Source organism: Homoserinibacter sp. YIM 151385, from assembly GCF_027912415.1.
Classification (GTDB): Bacteria; Actinomycetota; Actinomycetes; order Actinomycetales; family Microbacteriaceae; genus Schumannella.
In genome coordinates this window covers 668146-690916 of record NZ_CP115175.1, presented here as the reverse complement: position 1 = coordinate 690916, position 22771 = coordinate 668146, and the positions used below count along the sequence as shown (strand labels likewise).

Here is a 22771-nt window from a genome sequence, read left to right as displayed (position 1 = left end):
GCCGACGCTGCGGGCGCCGTATCCGCCCGGAGCACACCACCACCACCACGAAGGAAGTCATGAGACGAGCGAAGATCGTCGCGACCCTCGGACCCGCCACCTCCAGCTATGAGAGCCTCCGGGCGATCATCGAGGCGGGCGTCGATGTCGCGCGCATGAACCTCAGCCACGGCAGCCACGCCGTGCACGACGAGGTCTACGCGAACGTCCGGAAGGCCGCGGCCGACCTCGAGAAGCCCGTCGCGGTCCTCGTCGACCTGCAGGGCCCCAAGATCCGCCTCGGCACGTTCGCCGACGGCCCCCACGAGCTCGCCGAGGGCGACATCTTCACGATCACGACCGAGGATGTCGCGGGCACGAAGGAGCTCGTCGGCACGACCTTCAAGGGCCTGCCGCAGGATGTCGCCCCCGGCGACTTTCTGCTGATCGACGACGGCAAGGTCAAGGTCGAGGTCCTCGACACGGACGGCGTGCAGGTCCGCACCCGCGTCGTCGTGGCCGGGAAGGTCTCGAACAACAAGGGCATCAACCTGCCCGGCGTCGCGGTCAACGTCCCCGCGCTGAGCGAGAAGGACGAGGTCGACCTCCGATGGGGCCTCGCCCTCGGCGCCGACTACATCGCGCTCTCCTTCGTGCGCGACGCGCAGGATGTGACGCGCGTCCACGAGATCATGGCCGAGGAGGGGCGCCGCGTCCCCGTCATCGCGAAGATCGAGAAGCCGCAGGCGGTCGACGCGCTCGAGGAGATCGTCGACGCCTTCGACGGCATCATGGTCGCCCGCGGCGACCTCGCCGTCGAGCTCCCGCTCGAGGCGGTCCCGATCGTGCAGAAGCGCGCGGTCGAGCTCGCCCGCCGCATGGCGAAGCCCGTCATCGTCGCGACGCAGATGCTCGAGTCGATGACGAACAGCCCCGTCCCCACCCGCGCCGAGACCTCGGATGTCGCGAACGCCGTCCTCGACGGCGCGGACGCGGTCATGCTCTCGGGCGAGACGAGCGTCGGCGAGTACCCCGTCATCACGGTGCAGACCATGGCCCGCATCGTCGAGTCGACGGAGGAGCACGGCCTCGAGCGCATCCCGCCGCTCGGCACGAAGCCCCGCACGCTGGGCGGGGCGATCACGCTCGCCGCCGCCGAGGTCGCGGACTTCGTCGAGGCGCGGTACGTCTGCGTCTTCACCGAGTCGGGCGACTCGGCGCGCCGCATGTCGCGTCTGCGCTTCCGGATCCCGATGAAGGCCTTCACGCCGGACGCGTCGATCCAGCGCCGCATGTCGCTCACCTACGGCATCGAGTCGTTCCTCGTCGACCGTGTGAAGCACACCGACGCGATGTACGAGCAGGTCGACCGCATCCTCCTCGAGAAGGGCCTGGCCGCCGAGGGCGACAAGGTCGTCGTGATCTCCGGGAGCCCTCCCGGCATCGCGGGCTCGACGAACGACCTGCGCGTGCACACGATCGGCGATGCGGTCAACAAGAGCGCGCCCGTGTGGGAGAGCGGCGAGCACGCCGACTAGTCCGCGCGACGCGTCGAGGGGCGGTCGGGATCCTCGATCCCGGCCGCCCCTCGGCGTGCGCTCGACGCCGCGCTCAGCCGTGCGGCACCGGCGCGATGCGCTGCGAGACCGCGACCGCGACGCCCGCGACGACGAGGTGCATCGCCATGAGGGCGAGCACGGCGACGACGCCGGTGCCGGGGATGACGGGGGCGAGCAGCAGGATCGCGTTCGGCACGAGCGACGCGACGACGAGCACGGGCACGAGCCGGGCGAGCACCCGCCCGGGGCGTCGTGCTCGGCGGCGCACGATCCGCCAGCCCAGGTGCGCGAGGAGCAGACCGCCGATCGTGAAGCTCAGCCAGGCGGCCGGCTGGAACGGCGGGAAGCCGGCGTCGGCGCCGAGCGCGATCGCGAGCTGCACGAGCCCGAGATCGATCGCGGCGGCGACGACGGCGCCGAGGGCGAGCCACCCGGCGGTGCCGACGGCGGTGGCGGTGCGGGGCTGGGCGACGGCGGTCATGGATCCTCCTCTGGTCGGCGGCGGGTGCCGCTGCCGCCGACGCTAGGGGCGCACGGGGGAGCCGGCGCGGGATGTCGTCCCCGCGGAGTATCCCGGGCGCGCGGATGCCGCCCGGGGGAGCATCGGCCCTGCAGCTCCGGGCGACGCCGGACGGCACCTCGGGGTCTCCTCCGTGCCGCGTGGGAGTCGCACCCCGCCCGGTCGGGGGCGGCGAGGCTCGAGGCATGGACTTCTCTCCGCGCACCGCCATCGTGACCGCCTCCGATTCCGGGATCGGGGCTGCGACCGCGATCGCGCTCGCCCGCGCCGGCATGGACGTCGGCGTCACCTGGCGCAGCGACGAGGAGGGCGCGCGCGGCACCGCGCGCGAGATCGAGTCGCTCGGCCGCCGCGCCGTCGTGCGACGCCTCGACGTCGCCGACGCACCGGCGTGCGGGGATGTCGTGGACGAGATGGCCCAGGAGCTGGGCGGCGTCGACGTCCTCGTCAACAACGCGGGCACCGGCGGCGGCGTCCCCTTCTTCGAGCTCGACTGGGAGACCTGGCGGACCACGGTCGCGACGGACCTCGACGGGGCCTTCGTCGTGCTCCAGCGCGCCGCCCGCCGGATGGTGGAGGCCGGGCGGGGCGGCCGGCTCATCGCGGTCACGAGCGTCCACGAGCACCAGCCGCGCGTCGGCTCGGCGGCCTACGACGCGGCCAAGCACGGGCTGGGCGGGCTCATGAAGACCCTCGCCCTCGAGCTCGGCGAGCACGGCATCACCGCGAACGCGGTCGCACCGGGCGAGATCGCGACGGACATGAGCGAGTCGGGCGGCGAGGATCCGTACCGGGTCGCGCGCGCCGGCATCCCGCTCGGGCGCCCCGGCCACGTCGACGAGGTCGCGGCGGTCATCGCCTTCCTCGCCTCGCCCGCGGCCTCGTACGTCACCGGCGCCTCGTGGGCGGTCGACGGGGGGATGCTGCAGATGGGCCCGCAGGCGGGCTCCCACCTGACGGGCGGCGAGTGGCGACGCGTCTGACGCCGCGTGGTGCGGGTGCCGGATGCGGGGGTCGAACCCGCACGCCCTTCCGGGCAGACGATTTTGAGTCGCCCGCGTCTGCCATTCCGCCAATCCGGCTCGGCACGCGCCTCGGCGCGGCCGGGACCGACGATACCGTAGGCTCTCCCTGTGAGTGACAGCCAGACCACCCCCGCTCCGCGCCGCGTCGTCGTCGCGGAGGACGAGTCCCTCATCCGTCTCGACATCGTGGAGATCCTCCGCGACAACGGCTACGAGGTGGTCGGCGAGGCCGGCGACGGGGAGACCGCGGTCGCCCTTGCGACCGAGCTGCGCCCCGATCTCGTCGTCATGGACGTCAAGATGCCGCAGCTCGACGGCATCTCCGCCGCCGAGCGCCTCACCAAGAACCACATCGCGCCCGTGGTCCTCCTCACCGCGTTCAGCCAGAAGGAGCTCGTGGAGCGCGCGAGCGAGGCCGGCGCGCTCGCGTACGTCGTGAAGCCCTTCACGCCCAACGACCTCCTGCCGGCGATCGAGATCGCGCTGAGCCGCTACCAGCAGATCGTGACGCTCGAGGCGGAGGTCGCCGACCTCGTCGAGCGCTTCGAGACGCGCAAGCTCGTGGACCGCGCGAAGGGCCTCCTCAACGAGAAGATGGGCCTGTCCGAGCCGGAGGCCTTCCGCTGGATCCAGAAGGCCTCCATGGATCGCCGCCTCACGATGCACGACGTGGCGCAGGCGATCATCGACCAGCTCGCGGCCAAGAAGTAGCCTGCGCCCCGACCCCGACGGGTCGGCCGGGAATCCGCGTCCGCGCTGCCGGACGGTTCCGGAGCCGGCTCAGCGGTCCCGGAGGATGTTCGTCATGCGCACGGTCGAGAGGCGCCGACCCTGCTCGTCCTCGATCGCGATCTCGTGCGTGCAGAGCGTCCGGCCGAGGGTGATCGCGCGGCAGGTGGCCGTGACCCAGCCCTCCGTGACGGAGCGGCTGTGGGTCGCGTTGATCTCGATGCCGACGGCGTAGCGGCCGGCGCCCGCGTGGAGCGCGGAGGAGATCGAGCCGAGCGACTCGCCGAGCACGACGTGCGCGCCGCCGTGGAGGAGCCCGACGACCTGGCGGTTGCCCTCGACCGGCATCCGCGCGATGGAGAGCTCGGGGGAGAGCTCGAGGAACTCGATCCCCATCCTCTTCGCGAGCTCGCCGCCGCCCGTCCCGAGTCGATCGAGGAGCTCCTGAGGGGTGTCGGCCGGCAGCTTCGTCACGGGGCGAGCCTAGCCGCATCCGGGTCGCCTGGATCCGCGGACGCCGTGTCGGCGGCGGTGGCTAGGCTGGCCGGGTGCAGGACGACGACAAGCCCACGCTGCTCATCATCGACGGCCACTCGCTGGCCTTCCGGGCGTTCTACGCCCTCCCGGTCGACAGCTTCGTGACCCGCGACGGGCAGCACACGAACGCCATCCACGGCTTCATCTCGATGCTGCTGAACCTGCTGCAGAACGAGCGGCCGACCCACCTCGCCGTCGCCTTCGACATCTCCCGCTACTCGTTCCGCACGCGGGAGTACCCCGAGTACAAGGGCACGCGCGGCGAGACGCCGCCCGAGTTCATCGGCCAGATCCCCCTGCTGGAGGAGGCGCTCAAGGCGATGCGCATCCGCACGTTGAGCAAAGAGGACTACGAGGCCGACGACATCCTCGCCACCCTCGCCACGCGCGGCGCCGCGGACGGCTTCCGGGTCCTCGTCGTCTCGGGCGACCGCGACACGATCCAGCTCGTCGACGACGACGTGACGCTCCTCTACCCGAACGTGCGCGGCGTCTCGGAGCTCAAGCGCTACGACCGCGACGCGGTGCTCGAGCGCTACGGGATCGAGCCGCACCAGTATCCCGAGATCGCGGCGCTCGTCGGCGAGACGAGCGACAACCTCATCGGCATCGACAAGGTCGGCGAGAAGACCGCGGTCAAGTGGGTGCAGAAGTACGGCTCGGTCGACGAGATCCTCGCGCACGCGGACGAGATCACCGGCGTCGTCGGCAGCAACCTCCGCGAGCAGCAGGAGCGCGCCGTCCGGAACCGACGGCTCAACCGCCTCGTGCGCGACGTCGAGCTCGAGGTCGCCCCGGCCGATCTCGCACGCGGCCCGATCGACGCCGAGGCGGTGCGCGAGATCTTCGCGCGCCTGCAGTTCCGCACCCTGCTCGACCGCGTCATCAAGCTCGAGGGCACGGACGAGGATCTCGCGGCCGGCTCCGGCGGCCCGGTCGCCCCGGGCGCCCCCGCCGTGCGCCGGATGGTCGACGAGGAGCTCGCGGCCTGGCTGCGGAGCGCGACGACGGCGGGCACGCCGCTCGGCCTCCGCGTCGTCTCGCACGGCGGGGAGCTCGAGGGCGTGGGCATCGCGAGCGCGACGGAGTCGGCGTGGGTGCCCTGGGGCGCCCACCGGCCCGACTACGAGGCGCTCGAGGCGTGGCTCGCGGACCCGCGGCATCCCAAGGTCCTCCACGATGCGAAGCGGCAGCTCAAGGTCCTCGCGCACCACGGCATCGCGCTCGAGGGACTCGCCTTCGACACGGCCCTCGCCGCGTGGCTCCTGCGGCCCGGCACGAAGACGGAGGCGCTGTCGAAGCTGGTCGACTACCACCTGGGGGAGACGCTCCCCGAGCCCGACCCGAACCAGCTCGTGCCGGAGACGGATGCCGTGAGTCCCGCGACCGAGGCGTGGTACCTGCTTCGACTCGCGGACGAGCTCCGCGGCCGGCTCGACGAGGGCTCCCTCGGCGTGCTCGAGGACCTGGAGATCCCGCTCGTGCCGGTGCTCGCCCGCATGGAGATGCAGGGCGTCACGGTGGCGGCCGACTCCCTCGCCGAGCTCAACGCGCGCCTCTCGGGGCAGATCTCCGAGACGGCGGCCTCCGCCTTCGCCGAGATCGGCCGCGAGATCAACCTCGGCTCGCCCAAGCAGCTGCAGGAGGTGCTCTTCGAGCAGCTGGAGATGCCGAAGACGCGCGCGAACAAGACCGGCTACTCGACCGACGCCGCGGCCCTCGCCGATCTGCAGGAGCAGAATCCGCATCCGTTCCTCGGACTCCTGCTCCAGCATCGCGACGCGACGAAGCTCAAGCAGATGGTCGAGACGCTCGAGAAGGCGATCGGGCAGGACGGCCGCGTCCACACGACCTACGAGCAGACGGGCTCGTCCACGGGACGGATGTCGTCGAACGACCCCAACCTGCAGAACATCCCGATCAAGACCGAGACGGGGCGAGAGATCCGCGCCGCCTTCCGCCGCGGCGAGGGCTTCGAGACGCTCCTCACGGCCGATTACTCGCAGATCGAGATGCGGATCATGGCGCACCTCTCGGAGGATGCGGGGCTCATCGAGGCCTTCCACTCGGGCGAGGACCTGCACCGCTTCGTCGGGGCCCGGATCTTCCACGTGGATCCCGCCGAGGTGACGCCGACCATGCGCACCAAGGTCAAGGCCATGTCCTACGGACTCGCCTACGGGCTCAGCGCCTTCGGGCTCTCGAAGCAGCTCCGCATCGAGACCAAGGAGGCGAAGGAGCTCATGGCCGACTACTTCGCCCGCTTCGGCGCGGTGCGCGACTACCTGCGCGGCGTCGTCGAGCAGGCCAGGGTCGACGGCTACACGACGACCATCTTCGGCCGCCGCCGGCCCTTCGCCGACCTCACGAGCACGAATCGCGTGCTGCGCGACAACGCGGAGCGGCAGGCGCTCAACTCGCCCATCCAGGGCTCGGCGGCCGACATCATCAAGCGGGCGATGCTCGCGATCGATGCCGACATCCGCGAGCGCGGGCTCGACTCGCGCATGCTGCTCCAGGTGCACGACGAGCTCGTGTTCGAGGTCGCCTCCGGCGAGCTCGAGGAGATGAGCTCGATCGTCGAGACCCGGATGTCGGGTGCCGCGGAGCTGGCCGTGCCGCTCGAGGTGCAGGTCGGCACGGGCCGCGACTGGGACGCCGCGGCGCACTGATCGCGGTACGCGGCCGGCATGCCTGTCTTCCCAGGGATCCCCCAGAACGGGGGTGGGCGGGCAGAGATCAACATCGAGACGACACGCCAGGGTGCCCGTCACGTTGACAAGCGGACACAAACGGACTTACATAAGCCCAGAACCACAACGGTTCGCCTGCCACCACGGACGACGAGGTCGGATTGTACGCACCGGAGCGACACCAGCAGATCCTGGACACGGCACGCTCGCGCGGTCGCGTCGAGGTCGCCGGCCTCGCACGCGAGCTCTCCGTCACCCCGGAGACCGTCCGCCGCGACCTGACGGCCCTCGAGCGCCGCGGCGTCCTCCGCCGGGTCCACGGCGGCGCCATCCCGGTGGAGCGTCTCGGCATCGAGCCGGCGGTCGCCGATCGCGAGGCGCACGCCACGGGGGAGAAGGACCGGATCGCGCGCGCCGCCCTCGAGGAGCTGCCCGACGGCGGCTCGCTCATCCTCGACGCCGGCACGACGACCGTCCGCGTCGCCGAGCTCCTGCCGACCGACCGCGAGCTCACGGTCGTGACCCACTCGATCCCCGTCGCGAGCGCGCTCGTCGGGCGCGCGAACATCAACCTCCACCTCCTCGGCGGCATCGTCCGCGGTCGCACGCTCGCCGCGGTCGGCGAGTGGACGCGCAGCCAGATCTCCGAGGTCTTCGCCGACGTCGCCTTCATGGGCACGAACGGCCTCAGCGTCGAGCGGGGCCTCACGACGCCCGACATGGCGGAGGCGATCGTCAAGCGGGCCCTCATCGACGCGGCGCGGCGCATCGTCGTGCTCGCCGACCACTCGAAGTTCGGCCGCGAGGACTTCGCGCGCGTCGCGCCCCTCGCCGGCATCGACACCGTCATCACCGACTCGGGCGTCGACGCGGACTTCGCGGAGGAGCTCGAGAACGCGGGCCCCCGGGTGGTGATCGTGTGATCGTCACCCTCACGCTCAACCCGAGCCTCGATCGCACGGTCCTCGTCGACGAGCTGGAGCCGGGCGCGGTGCTGCGCACCTCCGAGCCGGTGCTCGAGCCGGGCGGCAAGGGCGTCAACGTCACGCGCGCACTCACGGCGAACGGCCACGAGTCGATCGCGGTCGTCGGCGTCGCCGGTCCCGAGGGGGCCGAGCTGACGCGCCTGCTGAAGTCCGCCTCCGTGCCGTGCCGCTTCGTTCCGGTCTCGGGCCGCACCCGCTCGAATCTCACGATCTGCGAGGCCGACGGCGCCGTCACGAAGCTCAACGAGCCCGGCTCTCCGCTCGGCGAGGCCGATCTCCGCGCCGTCGCGACCGCCGTGCGCTCCGCGGTCCGCGAGGGCGACTGGCTGGTCGTCTCCGGCAGCACGCCGCCGTCGATCGAGGGCAGCGACATCCGGAGCCTCCTCCGGGATGCCGTCCAGGCGGGCGCGTGCCTCGCGATCGACTCCTCCGGCTACGCCCTGGCGGCCTCCGTCGAGGTGAGCCCGCGCATCGTGAAGCCGAACCGGCAGGAGCTCTCCGAGCTCGTCGGCCGGGAGCTCGGCTCCATCGCCGCGGTCGTCGAGGGCGCGCAGGAGATCCGCGCCCGCGGCGTCGAGCTCGTCCTCGTCAGCCTCGGCGCCGAGGGCGCCGTGCTCGTCGGGCCCGACGTGGTCCTCGTGGGCGAGTCGCGCGTGCCGCGGCCCGTCTCGACCGTCGGCGCGGGGGACAGCTTCCTCGCCGGCTTCCTCTCCCGCTTCTCCGCCGACGAGAGCGATCTCGCCGGCGCGCTCGTCGAGGCCCTCGCCTGGGGCGCCGCCGCGACCGGTCTCCCCGGCAGCGCGGTCCCGGGCCCCGAGGACCTCGACCGCTCGATCGTCCAGCTGGTGTGGCAGCCAGATCTGGATCGGCCACTCGTGGCCACCTGACGCCGCAATCCATCCACCACCCTTCTCCGATCCGTACGAAGGAGTACCACCTGATGTCCGACTACACACCCGCCGCCTCCGGCACCGGTGCCCGAGCGAAGGTCCAGCGCTTCGGCGCGTTCCTCGCGGGCATGGTGATGCCGAACCTGGGCGCCTTCATCGCGTTCGGTCTCATCACCGCGCTCTTCATCCCCGACGGCTGGATCAACTCCCTCGCCGGCACGACCGATGACCCGCTGCCCATCACGGTGCAGCTCTCGACCCTCGTCGGCCCGCTGATCAACATCCTGCTCCCGCTGCTCATCGGCTACACGGGCGGCAAGATGGTGCACGGCACCCGCGGCGCGGTCGTCGGCGCCGTGGCGACGCTCGGCGCGATGCTCGCCCCGGTCGCGCTGCAGCTCACCGGCCTCAGCATCAACGGCGTCGAGCCGCTGCCCGCCCCGGAGAACATCGCCGGCATCGGGGCGAACTTCATCGGCGCGTTCATCCTCGGCCCGCTCACGGCGCTCCTGCTCAAGCTGTGGGACAACGCGATCTCGGGCAAGGTCCAGGGCGGCTTCGAGATGCTCGTCGACAACTTCTCGGCCGGCATCCTCGGCGGTCTCATGGCGGCCTTCGGCATCTACGTGGTCGGCCCGGCGACGTTCTACCTCGGCCAGGCGCTCGGCGCCGCGACGAGCTGGCTCGTCGAGCTCAAGCTCCTCCCGCTCGTCTCGATCATCGTCGAGCCCGCGAAGGTGCTGTTCCTCAACAACGCGCTCAACCACGGCGTCTTCACGCCGCTCGGCGCGCAGCAGGCCGATGAGCTCGGTCGCTCGGTGTTCTACATGATCGAGTCGAACCCCGGCCCGGGGCTCGGCATCCTCACCGCGATGCTGCTCTTCGGGCCGCGCGCGATCCGCCCGACGGTGCCGGCCGCGATGGTCGTCCACTTCCTCGGCGGCATCCACGAGATCTACTTCCCCTACGTCCTCATGAAGCCGATCCTCGTCCTCGCGGCGATCGTCGGCGGCGCCACGGGCGTGCTCTGGGCCGTCATCTGGGACCTCGGCCTCGCAGGCCCGGCATCGCCCGGATCGATCATCGCGTGGGCGCTCGTCTCGCCGCCGGACAAGATCCTGCTCAACCTGCTCGGCATCATCCTCTCGGCCGCCGTCTCGGCGATCATCGGCGCGCTGCTCCTCGGCTTCGGTCGCAAGGAGCAGGTCGACCCGGTCGACCTCGAGGCCGCGAAGGAGCAGTCCGCCGCGAACAAGGCCGCGTCCAAGGGCGCGACCGCGTAGCCTCTCAAGCAGGCTCAGACACGACAAGGAGAACCACATGGCAACCATCGACGGATCCAGCGTCAAGAAGCTCATCGTCGCCTGCGACGCGGGGATGGGGTCGAGCGTCATGCTCGCCTCGACCCTCAAGAAGCAGCTCGCGAAGAGCGGCGTCACGGTCGAGCACTCGCCGGTCGCGAACATCCCCAGCGATGCGGATGTCGTCGTGACGCAGTCGGCGCTCGCCGAGCGCGCACGCGGCGTCGTGCCGGAGGTGCCGGTCATCCCCTTCCAGCTGTTCATGGGCGACCCGGCGGTCACGAAGATCGTCAAGGCCATCCAGAACGGCGAGACGGTGGAGGTCTGATCCGTGTCGGATGAGGCTGCGACTCCGCTGACCGAGCTCCTGTCGGAGTCCTCGATCCGGCTGGATGCCACGGCATCCAGCCGGGACGAGGCGATCCGCCAGGCCGGTCAGGCCCTGCTCGAGGCGGGGGCGATCGATGACTCGTACATCGACGCCATGCTCGAGCGGGAGAACACGGTGTCCACCTACGTCGGCGAGGGTGTGGCGATCCCGCACGGCACCCTCGCCGGCAAGGACTCCGTGAAGCAGGACGCGCTGAGCGTCCTCCGCTTCCCGGAGGGCGTGGACTGGGACGGCAACGACGTGCGCGTCGCCGTCGGCATCGCCGCCAAGGGCAACGGGCACATCGCCCTGCTCTCCCAGCTCGCCACCGTGCTGCTCGACCCCGACAAGGCCGAGGCGCTCCGCAACGCCACCACCTCCGACGAGGTGTACGAGCTGCTGGCCGCCGAGGACGACGAGGACGAGTAGCCGTCCCGTGAGAGTCGCGAGGTACTACGCCCCGGGCGACATCCGCCTCGACGACGACCCGTCACCTGTCGTCGGCGAGGGGGAGCTGCTCGTCCGGGTGCGTGCGTGCTCGATGTGCGGCACCGACGTCAAGATCTCCCGATCCGGGCACCCCAACATGACCCCGCCACAGGTCATGGGGCACGAGATCGCGGGGGAGATCCACGAGGTCGGAGCCGGAGTCGACGGATGGACCGTCGGGGATCGCGTGCAGATCATCGCCGCGATCCCCGACGGGTCCTGCGCCGAGTGCCGTCGCGGCCATCTCGCCGTGTGCGAGAACCAGCGCTCCATGGGCTATCAGTTCCCGGGAGGCTTCGCCGAGCACGTCATCGTGCCGCGCGAGGTCCTCGCGGTGGACGGCGTGAACCGCATCCCCGAGGCGCTCTCGTACGTCGAGGCCTCGGTCGCGGAGCCGCTCGCCTGCGTCCTCAACGGCCAGGAGCTGGCGCGAGTCGGCGAGGGCGACACGGTCGTCGTGATCGGCTCCGGGCCGATCGGCTGCCTCCATGTCCGGCTCGCCCGGGCGCGCGGCGCCGCCCGGGTCATGCTGCTCGACGTCAACGCCGAGCGGCTCGCCCGCGCGGCCGAGCTGGTCGAGCCGGATGACGTCGTCTCCCCGGCGGACGACGCCTCCGCCGTCCAGGCGGTGCTGGATGCGACGGGCGGCCGCGGCGCCGACGTCGTCATCACCGCCGCCGCGTCCGGCCCCGCACAGGAGGCCGGGCTCCGGATGCTCGCACGTCGCGGCCGGCTCAGCCTCTTCGGCGGCCTCGCGAAGGACGCGCCCATGATCACGGTCGACGCGAACCTCGTGCACTACCGCGAGCTCACCCTCGTCGGCGTCAACGGCTCGAGTCCCGCGCACAACCGCGAGGCGCTCGAGCTCATCGCCTCGGGCCGCGTGCCCGTCGCGGATCTCGTGACCCACCGCCTCCCGCTCGATCGCGTGCTCGAGGCCTTCGACCTCGTCGCGAGCGGCGACGCCATCAAGGTCACGATCGAGCCCTGAGCGGCTCGCGCCCGAACCCCACCCCCAAGACCACCGCCCCCCGATCAAGGAGGAACCCCCAATGTCCGAACGCAAGGTCGTCGTCGCATCGTCGGTCGGGCTGCACGCCCGCCCCGCCTCGCTCTTCAGCCAGGCCGCCGCCAAGACCGGCGTCGCCGTGACGCTCACCTCGGCCGCCGGCAAGAGCGTCAACGCGGCGAGCATCCTCGGGGTGCTCTCGCTCGGCATCGGCCACGGCGAGGAGGTCACGATCGCCTCCGACGCGGAGGGTGCCGAGGCCGCGCTCGACGAGCTGCAGACGCTGCTCGAGACGGACCTCGACAAGGAGTAGTCCGCACCGTCCGCGAGGACGCTCCCGACGGCCCCGGGCCGCCCCGATGGGGGTGCGCTCGGGGCCGTCGCGTGTCCGTCGGGACCGGTCGTAGGGTGGAGCCATGACGGATGCGACGCAGCCCGCGCGGCCAGCCACCCCCATCGACGACATCGCGGAGCGGTGGGTCGACACCGAGCTCGAGCTCCACCCCGAGATGCACGTGTGGCTCGGACGGCCGGGACGCGAGGGCGAGTACTCCGACCTCTCGCCCGCCGGGCACGAGGCCTCGCTCGCGGCCGCGACGGCGACGCTCGCCGAGCTCCGCGGCGCGACGCCGCAGGATGCGGTCGACGAGGTCACGAAGATGGATCTGTCGCGCGAGCTTGAGCTGCAGATCGAGAAGCACGAGGCGGGCATGCACCGCCGCGAGCTCAACGTGATCGCCTCGGAGCCGCAGGGACTCCGCGACATCTTCGACCTGCTCCCCACGTCGACGGAGCAGGACTGGGCGCACATCGCGACGCGGCTGCACAACCTGCCCGGCGCGATGCGCGGCTACATCGAGACGCTCCGCGAGGGCATCCGCACGGGGCAGACGCCGGCGGTGCGCCAGGTCCGCGAGGTCATCGCGCAGGCGGAGAAGCAGATCGCGCCGACGGGCTTCTTCTTCGAGCTCGCGGGCGGTGCCTCGGCGGAGGACGGCAGCGCGCTCCCCGACTCGCTCCGCGCGGAGCTCCGCTCGGGCGCCGAGGCCTCGGCTGTCGCGTACGGCGAGCTGGCGGCCTTCCTCCGCGACGAGCTCGCGCCCGTCGCGCCCGAGAAAGACGCGGTCGGCCGCGAGCTCTATGCGCTCGCCTCGCGCGACTTCCTCGGCGCCGAGGTCGACCTCGACGAGACCTACGAGTGGGGGATCGAGGAGCTCGCGCGCATGGTCGCCGAGCAGGAGTCGATCGCGCGCGAGATCGTCGAGGGCGGCGGCGTCGAGGCGGCGGTCGCCTTCCTCGACGCGGACGAGTCGCGCAAGCTGCACGGCACCGAGGCGCTCCAGCGCTGGATGCAGGAGACGAGCGACCGCGCGGTCGAGGAGCTCGGCCGGACCCACTTCGACATCCCCTCGGAGATCCGCGCGCTCGAGTGCATGATCGCCCCCACGCAGGAGGGCGGCATCTACTACACGGGCCCCGCCGACGACTTCTCCCGGCCCGGGCGGATGTGGTGGAGCGTCCCCGAGGGCGTCACCGAGTTCGACACGTGGCGCGAGCTGACGACCGTCTATCACGAGGGCGTGCCGGGCCATCACCTCCAGATCGGGCAGGCGACGTACAACCGGGCGCAGCTCAACTCGTGGCGGCGCTTCGCGGGCACGTCCGGCCACGCCGAGGGCTGGGCGCTCTACGCCGAGCGGCTCATGGAGGAGCTCGGCTACCTCGACGACCCGGCCGACCGCTTCGGGATGCTCGACGGGCAGCGCATGCGCGCCGCGCGCGTCGTGCTCGACATCGGCGTGCACCTCGAGAAGCCGCTGCCGGACGGCTCGGGCACCTGGTCGGGCGATGACGCCTTCGGCTTCCTCGGCCGCAACGTGAACATGAACGAGGGCTTCGTGCGCTTCGAGGTGAACCGCTACCTCGGGTGGCCGGGCCAGGCGCCCTCGTACAAGGTGGGCCAGCGGATCTGGGAGCAGCTCCGCGACGACGCGAAGGCGCGGGAGGGCGCCGCCTTCGACATCAAGGCCTTCCACAAGCGGGCGCTGGACATCGGCGGGGTCGGGCTCGACACGCTGCGCGCGGCCCTCGGCGGCTAGGGGGCGGCCGCCCGGGCGGGGCGGACCGGGCGGTCCGCCCTTGCCGCCGTGTGCCCTCCGGGTGTAGACCAGGCGCTGGGGGACCGAGCAGACACCGGAGTCGCCGATGACCAGCCCCGCCCGCGCCCGCCGATCGACGGCCCGCGCCGCCGCATCCCTCCTGCTCGCGCTGCCGATCGCAGCCGGCGTCCTCCTGCCGCCGGAGCCCGCCGCGGCTGCCCCCGAGGGCTCCTTCACGATCGCGATCATCCCCGACACGCAGGGCTACACGGCCTCGGCGGCGCTCGCGCCCACCTTCACGGCGCAGACGGAGTGGATCGCCGCCCAGCGCGAGGAGCTCGGGATCGCGTTCGCGATCCACCTCGGGGACCTCGTGGAGTCCTGGCCGGTCGCGGCCCAGTGGGAGCGCGCGAGCGCCTCGATGGCGGTGCTCGACCGGGCGGGCATCCCGAGCTCGGTCCTGCCCGGCAACCACGATCTCGACTTCTCGACCGGCGGCTCGCCGCACTACGACCGGCTCTTCCCGCCGAGCCGCTACGCGGAGGCGAGCTGGAACTCGCCCGCCGTGAGCTACGGCGGCTACCTCGGCGACGGGCGGCTGGGCCGCGAGCCGGTCGACCGCGGCAACAAGGACAGCTACAGCCTGCTGAGCGCCGAGGGCCTCGACCTCCTGATCCTCAACCTCGAGTTCGAGAGCCCCGAGTACACGATCGGCTGGGCGCAGCGCGTCATCGACGCCCATCCGGACCGGCAGGTGATCCTCGCGACGCACGGCTTCATCCACACGGGCGGGGCGCGCTCGAACACGGTGGTCCGTCCCGACACGACCGTGCTCACGGCGAATCAGCTGTGGCAGCGGCTCGTGTACCCGAACTGCCGCGTCTTCATGGTCGTCAACGGGCACTGGCACGACGGCGAGAACGGGGAGGCGCGTCGCAGCGACCCGAACGCCTGCGGGCGGCCCGTGCACCAGATCCTCACCGATTATCAGAGCCGCGCGAACGGCGGCGACGGCTGGCTGCGCACCTACACCTTCACGCCGGCCGAGGACCGGATCGACGCCGCGACCTACTCGCCGACCCTCGGCCGGTACGAGGAGGATGCGAGCAGCCGCTTCTCGCTGAGCGCCGACCTGTCCGGGCGGACGCCCGAGGTGCTCCTCGCGGGCGGCGCGACGTGGCGCTGGCGCAACGACGCGGGAGCCTGGCCCGCGGGGTGGACGGGCGCGGGCTTCGCCGACGGCGGCTGGGGCTCCGCGCGGGCGCCGCTCGGCTTCGGCTCCGGCGTCGCGACCAGCATCGACGTGCCCCCGCCGAGCTCGAACCGCCCGCGCACGATGCTCTTCCGCCAGTCCTTCGACGTCGCTGACGCCGCCGGCCTGAGCGGGGCGACGATCACCACGCGCGCCGACGACGGCGTCGCGGTGTGGGTCAACGGCACGGAGGTCGGGCGGGCGGGGCTGCCGGCGGGCACGCTCTCGACGAGCACCTACGCGAGCGCCGCGCCCTCGACCTCCGCGGCGACGGCCGCGCCGCGCACCTTCGCGATCCCGGCGGGCCTCCTGCGCGACGGCGCCAACGTCGTCGCCGCCTCGACGCACCTCAACTACCGGGCGACGCCGGACGCGAGCTTCGACCTCTCCATCACGGCGCAGCGCGCCGGCGCTCCGACCGCGCCCGCGGCGCCCGTGCTGAGCGCCGCCGCCAGCGGGCCGGATGCCGTGACCCTGAGCTGGACGAGCGCCGGCCCCGGCGTCACCGGCTTCGAGCTGCGCCGCGACGGCGCGCTCGTCGCCACGCCCCCGGCATCCGCGCGGAGCTTCGCGGATGCCGGGCTCAGTCCCTCGACGCGCTACGAGTACGAGCTCGTCGCACGGGCGGGCGCCCTCGCCTCCGCCCCCGGGCGCGCCTCGGCGACGACGCCCGCGGCGCCCGTCGAGCAGCCGGCGACGCTCGTCGCCTCGGGCTCGAGCTGGCGGTGGCTGCGGACCCCGGCGGCGTGGCCGGCCGGCTGGACGGGGGCGGGCTTCGCCGACGGAGCGTGGGCGCAGGGGCGCGCCCCGCTCGGCTTCGGCTCGAGCTCGATCGCGACGAGCACCGACGTGCCGCCGCCGAGCTCCGACCGGCCGCGCAGCACGGTCATGCGCCACCGCTTCACGGTCGACGATCCGAGCCGCTGGCGCGAGCTCGTGCTGCGCACCCGTGCCGACGACGGCCTGGTCGTCTTCCTCAACGGCGTCGAGCTGGGCCGCGCCGGGATGCCGACCGGCGCGCTGAGCGCGCAGAGCTATGCGACGGCGGCGCCCCGGACGAGCACGGCGGTCGCCGCGGGCACGAGCTTCGCGGTCCCCGCCTCGGCGCTCCGGGCGGGGGAGAACGTGCTCGCCGTCTCGGTGCACCTCAACTACCGGGCGACGCCGGATTCGAGCTTCGACCTCCAGCTCGCGGGGCTGCGGCGCGGCTGAGGGGCGCGGTTGCCGGGCCTGTCCGGGCGGGGTAGGCTTGAGCGTCGCAATCGCGACTTCTATCCGCCTGCCCGGCATCACATCCCAAGCTCTCCGATGCCCGGGCCCGAGAGACGCCCATTACGGAGCAACAACTACATGACAACCGCAACGACCGCCACGGCCGCCAAGCAGGTCGCGATCAACGACATCGGATCTGCTGAGGACTTCCTGGCCGCGGTCGAGAAGACCCTCAAGTTCTTCAACGACGGCGACCTCATCGAGGGCACCGTCGTCAAGATCGACCGCGACGAGGTCCTCCTCGACGTCGGCTACAAGACCGAGGGCGTCATCCCCTCGCGCGAGCTCTCCATCAAGCACGACGTCGACCCCAACGAGGTCGTCGAGGTCGGCGACAGCGTCGAGGCGCTCGTCCTCCAGAAGGAGGACAAGGAAGGCCGCCTCATCCTGTCCAAGAAGCGCGCGCAGTACGAGCGCGCCTGGGGCGACGTGGAGAAGATCAAGGAGGCGGACGGCGTCGTCACCGGCACCGTCATCGAGGTCGTCAAGGGCGGCCTCATCGTCGACATCGGCCTCCGCGGCTTCCTCCCGGCCTCGCTCATCGAGCTGCGCCGCGTCCGCGACCTCACGCCGTACCTCGGTCAGGAGCTCGAGGCGAAGATCCTCGAGCTCGACAAGAACCGCAACAACGTCGTCCTCTCGCGCCGCGCGCTCCTCGAGCAGACGCAGTCCGAGTCGCGCTCGACCTTCCTCAACAACCTCCAGAAGGGCCAGGTCCGCAAGGGCGTCGTGTCCTCGATCGTCAACTTCGGCGCCTTCGTCGACCTCGGCGGCGTCGACGGCCTCGTGCACGTCTCGGAGCTCTCGTGGAAGCACATCGAGCACGCCTCCGAGGTCGTCGAGGTCGGCCAGGAGGTCACCGTCGAGATCCTCGAGGTCGACCTCGAGCGCGAGCGCGTGTCGCTCTCGCTCAAGGCGACCCAGGAGGACCCGTGGCAGATCTTCGCCCGCACCCACGCGATCGGCCAGATCGCACCGGGCAAGGTCACGAAGCTCGTCCCCTTCGGCGCCTTCGTCCGCGTCGCGGACGGCATCGAGGGCCTCGTGCACATCTCGGAGCTCTCCGCGAAGCACGTCGAGCTCGCCGAGCAGGTCGTGTCGGTCGGCGAGGAGGTCTTCGTCAAGGTCATCGACATCGACCTGGACCGCCGCCGCATCTCGCTCTCGCTCAAGCAGGCGAACGAGGGCGTCGACCCGAACAACGCCGAGTTCGACTCCGGCCTCGCCGCGCTGTACGGCATGGTCACCGAGTACGACGAGCAGGGGAACTACAAGTACCCCGAGGGCTTCGACGCGGAGACCGGCGAGTGGATGGAGGGCTTCGACGCCCAGCGCGAGGCGTGGGAGGCCGAGTACGCGGCCGCTCAGACCCGCTGGGAGGCCCACAAGGCGCAGGTCCTCAAGGCCGAGGAGGAGGGCGAGAAGGATCTGCTCCCCTCGTCGAGCTCCTACGGCGGCGGCGAGGGCGCGTCGTCCTCGGCGTCCTCCACGGGCGGCACGCTCGCGGACGACGAGTCGCTCGCGGCGCTCCGGGAGAAGCTCTCGAGCAACTCCTAATCACGCACCGACGGAGGGCCGATCGCGCATGGCGCGGTCGGCCCTCCGCCGTTCGCGGGCGAGGCGACGGCGGCGGGCGAGCACGATGAAGCCCGCGAGGAGGCCGCCGAGGCCGAGCAGGACGAGCACGGGCGCGACGAGCGCCGCGATCGAGAAGCCGATGCTGCCGGCATCCTCGATCGTCGAGAGCACCGGGGCTGCGACGCCGGCCGTCATCGCGTTCGCGGCGGGCCGGACGAGCGCCTTGCCGCCGTGCACGAGGAGCGCGATGAGGATGCCGATGACGATCGGCACCCATTCGCCGCGCTCGACGAACGCGGCCGGGTCCTCCACCACGGCGGTCTGCGCCCCGGCGCCCGAGCCGAACACGATGCCGCCCGCGGCCGGTCGGACGATCGTCTGGAGCCAGTCGTTGATCGAGTCGACCGCGGGAACCTTGTCGGCGACGACCTCGATGACGAGGAGCACGCCGAGCACGAGCTGCACCCAGCCGTTCTCGAGCCAGAGCCAGCCCGCCGGGAGGTTCACGACCTCCGTGAACCGGCTCGCGAGCCCGAGGATCAGCATCGGCACGTAGGCGTTGAGTCCGGCCGCCGCCGCGAGGCCCGTCCCGGTCAGCAGCTCCAGCATGCGGCGAGGCTAGCAGTCGAGCTGAGTAGGCTTCGGGGATGCGACTCATCGGCCTCACGGGCGGCATCGCCTCCGGCAAGTCGGCGGTCGCCGCCCGGCTGCGCGAGCACGGCGCGATCGTGATCGACGCCGATCAGGTGGCCCGGGAGGTCGTCGAGCCGGGGGAGCCCGCGCTGCTCGAGATCCAGGAGCGCTTCGGCGACGCCGTGATCGATGCCGGCGGGCGGCTCGACCGCCCGGCGCTCGGGGCGATCGTCTTCGGCGATCCGGAGGCGCGTCGGGCGCTCGAGGCGATCACGCATCCCGCGATCGGCCGCCGCACGCGCGAGCGCATCGCGCGCGCCCAGGCCGCGGATCCGGAGGCGATCGTGGTGTACGACGTGCCGCTGCTCGTCGAGAGCGCGCCCGAGGGACGCCTCCGCTTCGACCACGTGGTGGTCGTGCAGGCGGCGGTCGAGGAGCGGATCCGCCGCATGGTGGAGCTGCGCGGGATGCGCCGCGAGGAGGCGGAGCGCCGGATCGCCTCCCAGGCGGATGACGCCGCGCGCCTCGCGATCGCGGACACCGTGATCGATGCCGACGGCACGCTCGAGGAGACGCTCGCCCGGGTCGATGCGGCCTGGCCGGTCATCTCAGCACTCCCGTAGACACGTCTCTCGCGCCCCGGACGGCAAACCGATGTGGTCCGGGGCTGAGTTCGGGTGTCCATCGACGCTGGGCGGCTCAGCCGCGCGGATCGGCTTCGGGGACGCCCGGATCCGAGGCGGGGCCGCCGCCGCGCGCCCCGAGCAGCACCGCGAGGACGTTGCCGGCACTGACGAGCAGGAGTCCGGCCCACTGGAGCGGCGTCAGCAGCTGCTGCAGCACCAGGAGGCCCGCGAGCGCGGCGGCGGCGGGGTGGATGCTCTGCAGGATCCCGAACACCTCGCGCCGGAGGTGCCGGAGGACCACGAGGTCGATCGAGTACGGCACGACCGAGGCGAGCAGGCCGGCCGCGAGGAAGACGAGCAGCACCCGGGGCAGCTCGCCCTCCGGGACGTGGAGGACGGCGACCACGAGCAGCGGGAGGGTCGTGATGGTCGCGACGAGGCTGCCGATCGCGGTGCCCTGGAGCCCCGGAAGGCTGCGGCCGGCGACCTGATTGCACAGGATGTACCCGGCCCACGAGGCGGCGGCGAGCAGCGCGAAGGCGATCCCGAGCGGGTCGAGCCCCGACACGGTCCCGGTGAGGAGCACGACGCCGAGGCCCGCGAGCGCGGCGATGCCGAGATCCCGGCGCCGCCGCGAGGAGATGAGCGCGAGCGCGAGCGGCCCGAGGAACTCGAGCGTCACCGCGAGACCCAGCCCGATGCGCTCGATCGCGAAGTAGATGGAGACGTTCATCGAGACGAGCGCCGCGCCGAGGAGGAGCGCGGGCCGCAACTGCCGCCAGGTGAGCCGGTGCAGCCGCGGCCGGCTGATGCCGAGCAGGACGATCGCGGAGACGAACTGGCGCGCCGCGACGACGCCGACGGGTCCGACGAGGGGGAAGATCGTGGCGCCGATCGCCGCGCCGAGCTGGTTCGAGACGGCGCCCGTCATGGAGGCGGCCGCGGCGGCGCGCTCGGAGCGGATGAGGGGCATGGGTCAACGCTAGAGCCCCGGCGGACCATCCCCCGTCGCGGCGCGAGAAGGTTCGCCCGGCGCCGTGTCGGGGGCCCCGCCTAGGCTGGATGCCATGGAGATCACCCGCGCCGTCAGGCCGTTCGAGGTCATCAGCGAGTACTCCCCGAGCGGCGACCAGCCTCAGGCGATCCGCGAGCTCGCGGGGCGCATCAACGCGGGCGAGACGGATGTCGTGCTGCTCGGCGCGACCGGCACGGGCAAGTCGGCGACGACCGCCTGGCTCATCGAGCAGGTGCAGCGGCCGACGCTGGTGCTCGCGCACAACAAGACCCTCGCGGCGCAGCTCGCGAACGAGTTCCGCGAGCTCATGCCGAAGAACGCGGTCGAGTACTTCGTGAGCTACTACGACTACTACCAGCCGGAGGCCTACGTCCCGCAGACGGACACCTTCATCGAGAAGGACAGCTCCGTCAACGCGGAGGTCGAGCGGCTCCGCCACTCGACGACGAACTCGCTGCTCTCCCGGCGCGACGTCGTCGTCGTCTCGACCGTCTCCTGCATCTACGGACTGGGCGCGGCGGAGGAGTACCTGGGCGCCATGGTCGCGCTGCAGGTGGGCGACCGCATCTCGCGCGACGCCCTCATCCGCAGCTTCGTCGACATGCAGTACGACCGCAACGACGTCGACTTCTCCCGCGGCAAGTTCCGGGTCCGCGGCGACACCCTCGAGATCATCCCGATGTACGAGGAGCACGCGATCCGCATCGAGATGTTCGGCGACGAGGTCGAGGCGCTCTACGAGCTGCACCCGCTGACGGGCGACGTGATCCGGAGGATGGACTCGGTCTCGGTGTTCCCGGCGACGCACTACGCCGCGAGCCCGGCGACGATGCACCGCGCGATCGACCGCATCAAGGAGGAGCTCGCGGAGCGGCTGCCCGAGCTCGAGCGGCAGGGCAAGCTGCTCGAGGCGCAGCGCCTGCGCATGCGCACGACCTTCGACCTCGAGATGATGGAGCAGATCGGATTCTGCAACGGCATCGAGAACTACTCCCGCCACATGGACGGCCGGGCCCCCGGGGAGCCGCCGCACACGCTCCTCGACTACTTCCCGGACGACTTCCTCATCGTCATCGACGAGTCGCACGTCACGGTGCCGCAGATCGGCGCCATGTACGAGGGCGACGCGAGCCGCAAGCGCACGCTCGTCGAGCACGGCTTCCGCCTCCCGAGCGCGCTCGACAACCGGCCGCTGCGCTGGGAGGAGTTCCTGGACCGCGCGGGCCAGAAGGTGTACCTCTCGGCGACGCCGGGCCGCTACGAGCTCGGCATCACCGACAGCGTCGTCGAGCAGATCATCCGCCCGACGGGCCTCGTCGACCCGGAGATCGTGGTGAAGCCCTCGAAGGGGCAGATCGACGACCTCCTGGAGGAGATCCGCGCGCGCGTCGAGCGCGATGAGCGCGTGCTCGTCACGACGCTCACGAAGAAGATGGCGGAGGAGCTCACGGACTTCCTCGGGGAGGCGGGCGTCCAGGTGCGCTACCTGCACTCGGACGTCGACACGCTCCGACGCGTCGAGCTGCTCACCGAGCTCCGCGCCGGGGTCTACGACGTGCTCGTCGGCATCAACCTGCTCCGCGAGGGACTCGACCTGCCGGAGGTGTCGCTCGTCGCGATCCTCGACGCCGACAAGGAGGGCTTCCTGCGCTCCGGCACGTCCCTCATCCAGACGATCGGCCGCGCCGCGCGCAACGTCTCGGGCCAGGTGCACATGTACGCCGACAACATGACCGACTCGATGCGGAAGGCGATCGACGAGACCGACCGCCGCCGCGAGAAGCAGATCGCCTACAACGCGGAGCACGGCATCGAGCCGCAGGCGCTGCGCAAGCGCATCGCCGACATCACGGACGTGCTCGCGCGCGAGGGCGCCGACACGGCGAAGCTCCTCGAGGGCCGCGGGGACGGGCGCAAGCGCGCCGCGACCCCGAACCTCCGACGCGAGGGCCTCGCCGCGAGCGGGGCGAACGAGCTCGAGACGATCATCGCCGACCTCAACCAGCAGATGCTGGCGGCGGCGGCGGAGCTGAAGTTCGAGCTCGCGGCGCGGCTCCGCGACGAGCTCGGCGACCTCAAGAAGGAGCTGCGCCAGATGGAGGCCGCCGGCCACGTCCGCTAGCTGTGACCTCGGGTCGGCGATCCCGGCGTGACGGGCGCGGTCCGGACCCCCGGTCGACCTGAGAGCGAGACGCGTCGGACAGCCGAA

20 protein-coding genes and 1 tRNA gene are annotated in these 22771 nt (G+C 71.9%); 16 read left to right on the top strand and 5 right to left on the bottom strand.

Annotation, left to right across the window (positions count from 1 at the left end; translation table 11 throughout):
* The first annotated feature begins 59 nt into the window (after positions 1–59).
* Complete coding sequence (gene pyk, locus OF852_RS03315; RefSeq protein WP_271120395.1) at positions 60–1517, top strand: pyruvate kinase; 1458 nt, start codon at positions 60–62, stop codon at positions 1515–1517.
* A gap of 73 nt (positions 1518–1590) precedes the next feature.
* On the opposite strand, the gene OF852_RS03310 is transcribed toward pyk, so the two are convergent.
* On the bottom strand, positions 1591–2019 hold the full coding sequence (locus OF852_RS03310) for a hypothetical protein (protein ID WP_271120394.1): 429 nt from the start codon (positions 2017–2019) through the stop codon (positions 1591–1593).
* A gap of 224 nt (positions 2020–2243) precedes the next feature.
* On the opposite strand from OF852_RS03310, the gene OF852_RS03305 reads away from it, so the two are divergent.
* Complete coding sequence (locus tag OF852_RS03305; protein WP_271120393.1) at positions 2244–3041, top strand: SDR family oxidoreductase; 798 nt, start codon at positions 2244–2246, stop codon at positions 3039–3041.
* A 16-nt stretch (positions 3042–3057) separates the two neighbouring features.
* Here OF852_RS03305 and OF852_RS03300 read toward each other — a convergent pair.
* Positions 3058–3140: transfer RNA gene (locus tag OF852_RS03300), tRNA-Leu, on the bottom strand.
* Positions 3141–3191: 51 nt separating this feature from the next.
* Here OF852_RS03300 and OF852_RS03295 point away from each other — a divergent pair.
* On the top strand, positions 3192–3794 hold the full coding sequence (locus OF852_RS03295; protein WP_271120392.1) for an ANTAR domain-containing response regulator: 603 nt from the start codon (positions 3192–3194) through the stop codon (positions 3792–3794).
* Between the two features lie 69 nt (positions 3795–3863).
* Here the strand turns inward: OF852_RS03295 and OF852_RS03290 are convergent, their stop codons facing one another.
* Positions 3864–4286, bottom strand: a complete 423-nt coding sequence (locus tag OF852_RS03290; protein WP_271120391.1) for a PaaI family thioesterase — start codon at positions 4284–4286, stop codon at positions 3864–3866.
* Between the two features lie 74 nt (positions 4287–4360).
* Here OF852_RS03290 and polA point away from each other — a divergent pair, with 74 nt between their 5' ends.
* From polA to rpsA, 11 genes are all read left to right on the top strand, one after another.
* Positions 4361–7021, top strand: coding sequence for a DNA polymerase I (gene polA / locus OF852_RS03285; RefSeq protein ID WP_271120390.1), 2661 nt, complete (start codon positions 4361–4363; stop codon positions 7019–7021).
* A gap of 182 nt (positions 7022–7203) precedes the next feature.
* The gene (locus tag OF852_RS03280; RefSeq protein ID WP_271120389.1) at positions 7204–7965 is read left to right on the top strand and encodes a DeoR/GlpR family DNA-binding transcription regulator; all 762 of its coding nucleotides are present in this window, start codon (positions 7204–7206) and stop codon (positions 7963–7965) included.
* Positions 7962–8915, top strand: a complete 954-nt coding sequence (locus OF852_RS03275) for a 1-phosphofructokinase family hexose kinase (protein ID WP_271120388.1) — start codon at positions 7962–7964, stop codon at positions 8913–8915. Before OF852_RS03280 ends, OF852_RS03275 begins: the two co-directional genes overlap by 4 nt.
* 53 nt (positions 8916–8968) lie before the next feature.
* On the top strand, positions 8969–10201 hold the full coding sequence (locus OF852_RS03270; protein ID WP_271120387.1) for a PTS transporter subunit EIIC: 1233 nt from the start codon (positions 8969–8971) through the stop codon (positions 10199–10201).
* 37 nt (positions 10202–10238) lie between these two features.
* Positions 10239–10547 (top strand): PTS lactose transporter subunit IIB, encoded by a 309-nt coding sequence (locus OF852_RS03265; RefSeq protein WP_271120386.1) that lies wholly within the window; start codon positions 10239–10241, stop codon positions 10545–10547.
* Between the two features lie 3 nt (positions 10548–10550).
* On the top strand, positions 10551–11018 hold the full coding sequence (locus OF852_RS03260) for a PTS sugar transporter subunit IIA (protein ID WP_271120385.1): 468 nt from the start codon (positions 10551–10553) through the stop codon (positions 11016–11018).
* A gap of 7 nt (positions 11019–11025) precedes the next feature.
* Positions 11026–12069 (top strand): zinc-dependent dehydrogenase, encoded by a 1044-nt coding sequence (locus OF852_RS03255; RefSeq protein ID WP_271120384.1) that lies wholly within the window; start codon positions 11026–11028, stop codon positions 12067–12069.
* A 61-nt stretch (positions 12070–12130) separates the two neighbouring features.
* Positions 12131–12400 carry an HPr family phosphocarrier protein gene (locus OF852_RS03250; RefSeq protein ID WP_271120383.1) on the top strand — a complete coding sequence of 90 codons (270 nt, stop codon included), beginning with the start codon at positions 12131–12133 and terminating at the stop codon, positions 12398–12400.
* A gap of 103 nt (positions 12401–12503) precedes the next feature.
* Positions 12504–14186 (top strand): DUF885 domain-containing protein, encoded by a 1683-nt coding sequence (locus OF852_RS03245; RefSeq protein ID WP_271120382.1) that lies wholly within the window; start codon positions 12504–12506, stop codon positions 14184–14186.
* Between the two features lie 106 nt (positions 14187–14292).
* On the top strand, positions 14293–16650 hold the full coding sequence (locus OF852_RS03240; RefSeq protein ID WP_271120381.1) for a metallophosphoesterase: 2358 nt from the start codon (positions 14293–14295) through the stop codon (positions 16648–16650).
* Positions 16651–16788: 138 nt separating this feature from the next.
* Positions 16789–18267, top strand: coding sequence for a 30S ribosomal protein S1 (gene rpsA / locus OF852_RS03235; RefSeq protein ID WP_271120380.1), 1479 nt, complete (start codon positions 16789–16791; stop codon positions 18265–18267).
* On the opposite strand, the gene OF852_RS03230 is transcribed toward rpsA, so the two are convergent.
* A complete protein-coding gene (locus tag OF852_RS03230) occupies positions 18268–18897 on the bottom strand; it encodes a DUF4126 domain-containing protein (protein WP_271120379.1) in 630 nt (209 codons plus the stop codon).
* Positions 18898–18935: 38 nt separating this feature from the next.
* On the opposite strand from OF852_RS03230, the gene coaE reads away from it, so the two are divergent.
* Complete coding sequence (gene coaE, locus OF852_RS03225; RefSeq protein WP_271120378.1) at positions 18936–19544, top strand: dephospho-CoA kinase; 609 nt, start codon at positions 18936–18938, stop codon at positions 19542–19544.
* 76 nt (positions 19545–19620) lie between these two features.
* Here the strand turns inward: coaE and OF852_RS03220 are convergent, their stop codons facing one another.
* Positions 19621–20520 (bottom strand): EamA family transporter, encoded by a 900-nt coding sequence (locus OF852_RS03220; RefSeq protein ID WP_271120377.1) that lies wholly within the window; start codon positions 20518–20520, stop codon positions 19621–19623.
* Positions 20521–20614: 94 nt separating this feature from the next.
* Between OF852_RS03220 and uvrB the strand changes: the two genes are divergently transcribed.
* The gene (gene uvrB, locus OF852_RS03215) at positions 20615–22684 is read left to right on the top strand and encodes an excinuclease ABC subunit UvrB (protein ID WP_271120376.1); all 2070 of its coding nucleotides are present in this window, start codon (positions 20615–20617) and stop codon (positions 22682–22684) included.
* Positions 22685–22771 lie beyond the last annotated feature (87 nt).

What these genes read in the sequence shown, in the direction of transcription:
- pyk (WP_271120395.1), top strand. Translation starts at nt 60, where the DNA reads ATGAGACGAGCGAAGATCGTCGCGACCCTCGGACCCGCCACCTCCAGC.
- OF852_RS03310 (WP_271120394.1), bottom strand. Translation starts at nt 2,019, where the DNA reads ATGACCGCCGTCGCCCAGCCCCGCACCGCCACCGCCGTCGGCACCGCC.
- OF852_RS03305 (WP_271120393.1), top strand. Translation starts at nt 2,244, where the DNA reads ATGGACTTCTCTCCGCGCACCGCCATCGTGACCGCCTCCGATTCCGGG.
- OF852_RS03270 (WP_271120387.1), top strand. Translation starts at nt 8,969, where the DNA reads ATGTCCGACTACACACCCGCCGCCTCCGGCACCGGTGCCCGAGCGAAG.
- OF852_RS03265 (WP_271120386.1), top strand. Translation starts at nt 10,239, where the DNA reads ATGGCAACCATCGACGGATCCAGCGTCAAGAAGCTCATCGTCGCCTGC.
- OF852_RS03250 (WP_271120383.1), top strand. Translation starts at nt 12,131, where the DNA reads ATGTCCGAACGCAAGGTCGTCGTCGCATCGTCGGTCGGGCTGCACGCC.
- OF852_RS03245 (WP_271120382.1), top strand. Translation starts at nt 12,504, where the DNA reads ATGACGGATGCGACGCAGCCCGCGCGGCCAGCCACCCCCATCGACGAC.
- OF852_RS03240 (WP_271120381.1), top strand. Translation starts at nt 14,293, where the DNA reads ATGACCAGCCCCGCCCGCGCCCGCCGATCGACGGCCCGCGCCGCCGCA.
- rpsA (WP_271120380.1), top strand. Translation starts at nt 16,789, where the DNA reads ATGACAACCGCAACGACCGCCACGGCCGCCAAGCAGGTCGCGATCAAC.
- OF852_RS03230 (WP_271120379.1), bottom strand. Translation starts at nt 18,897, where the DNA reads ATGCTGGAGCTGCTGACCGGGACGGGCCTCGCGGCGGCGGCCGGACTC.
- coaE (WP_271120378.1), top strand. Translation starts at nt 18,936, where the DNA reads ATGCGACTCATCGGCCTCACGGGCGGCATCGCCTCCGGCAAGTCGGCG.
- OF852_RS03220 (WP_271120377.1), bottom strand. Translation starts at nt 20,520, where the DNA reads ATGCCCCTCATCCGCTCCGAGCGCGCCGCCGCGGCCGCCTCCATGACG.
- uvrB (WP_271120376.1), top strand. Translation starts at nt 20,615, where the DNA reads ATGGAGATCACCCGCGCCGTCAGGCCGTTCGAGGTCATCAGCGAGTAC.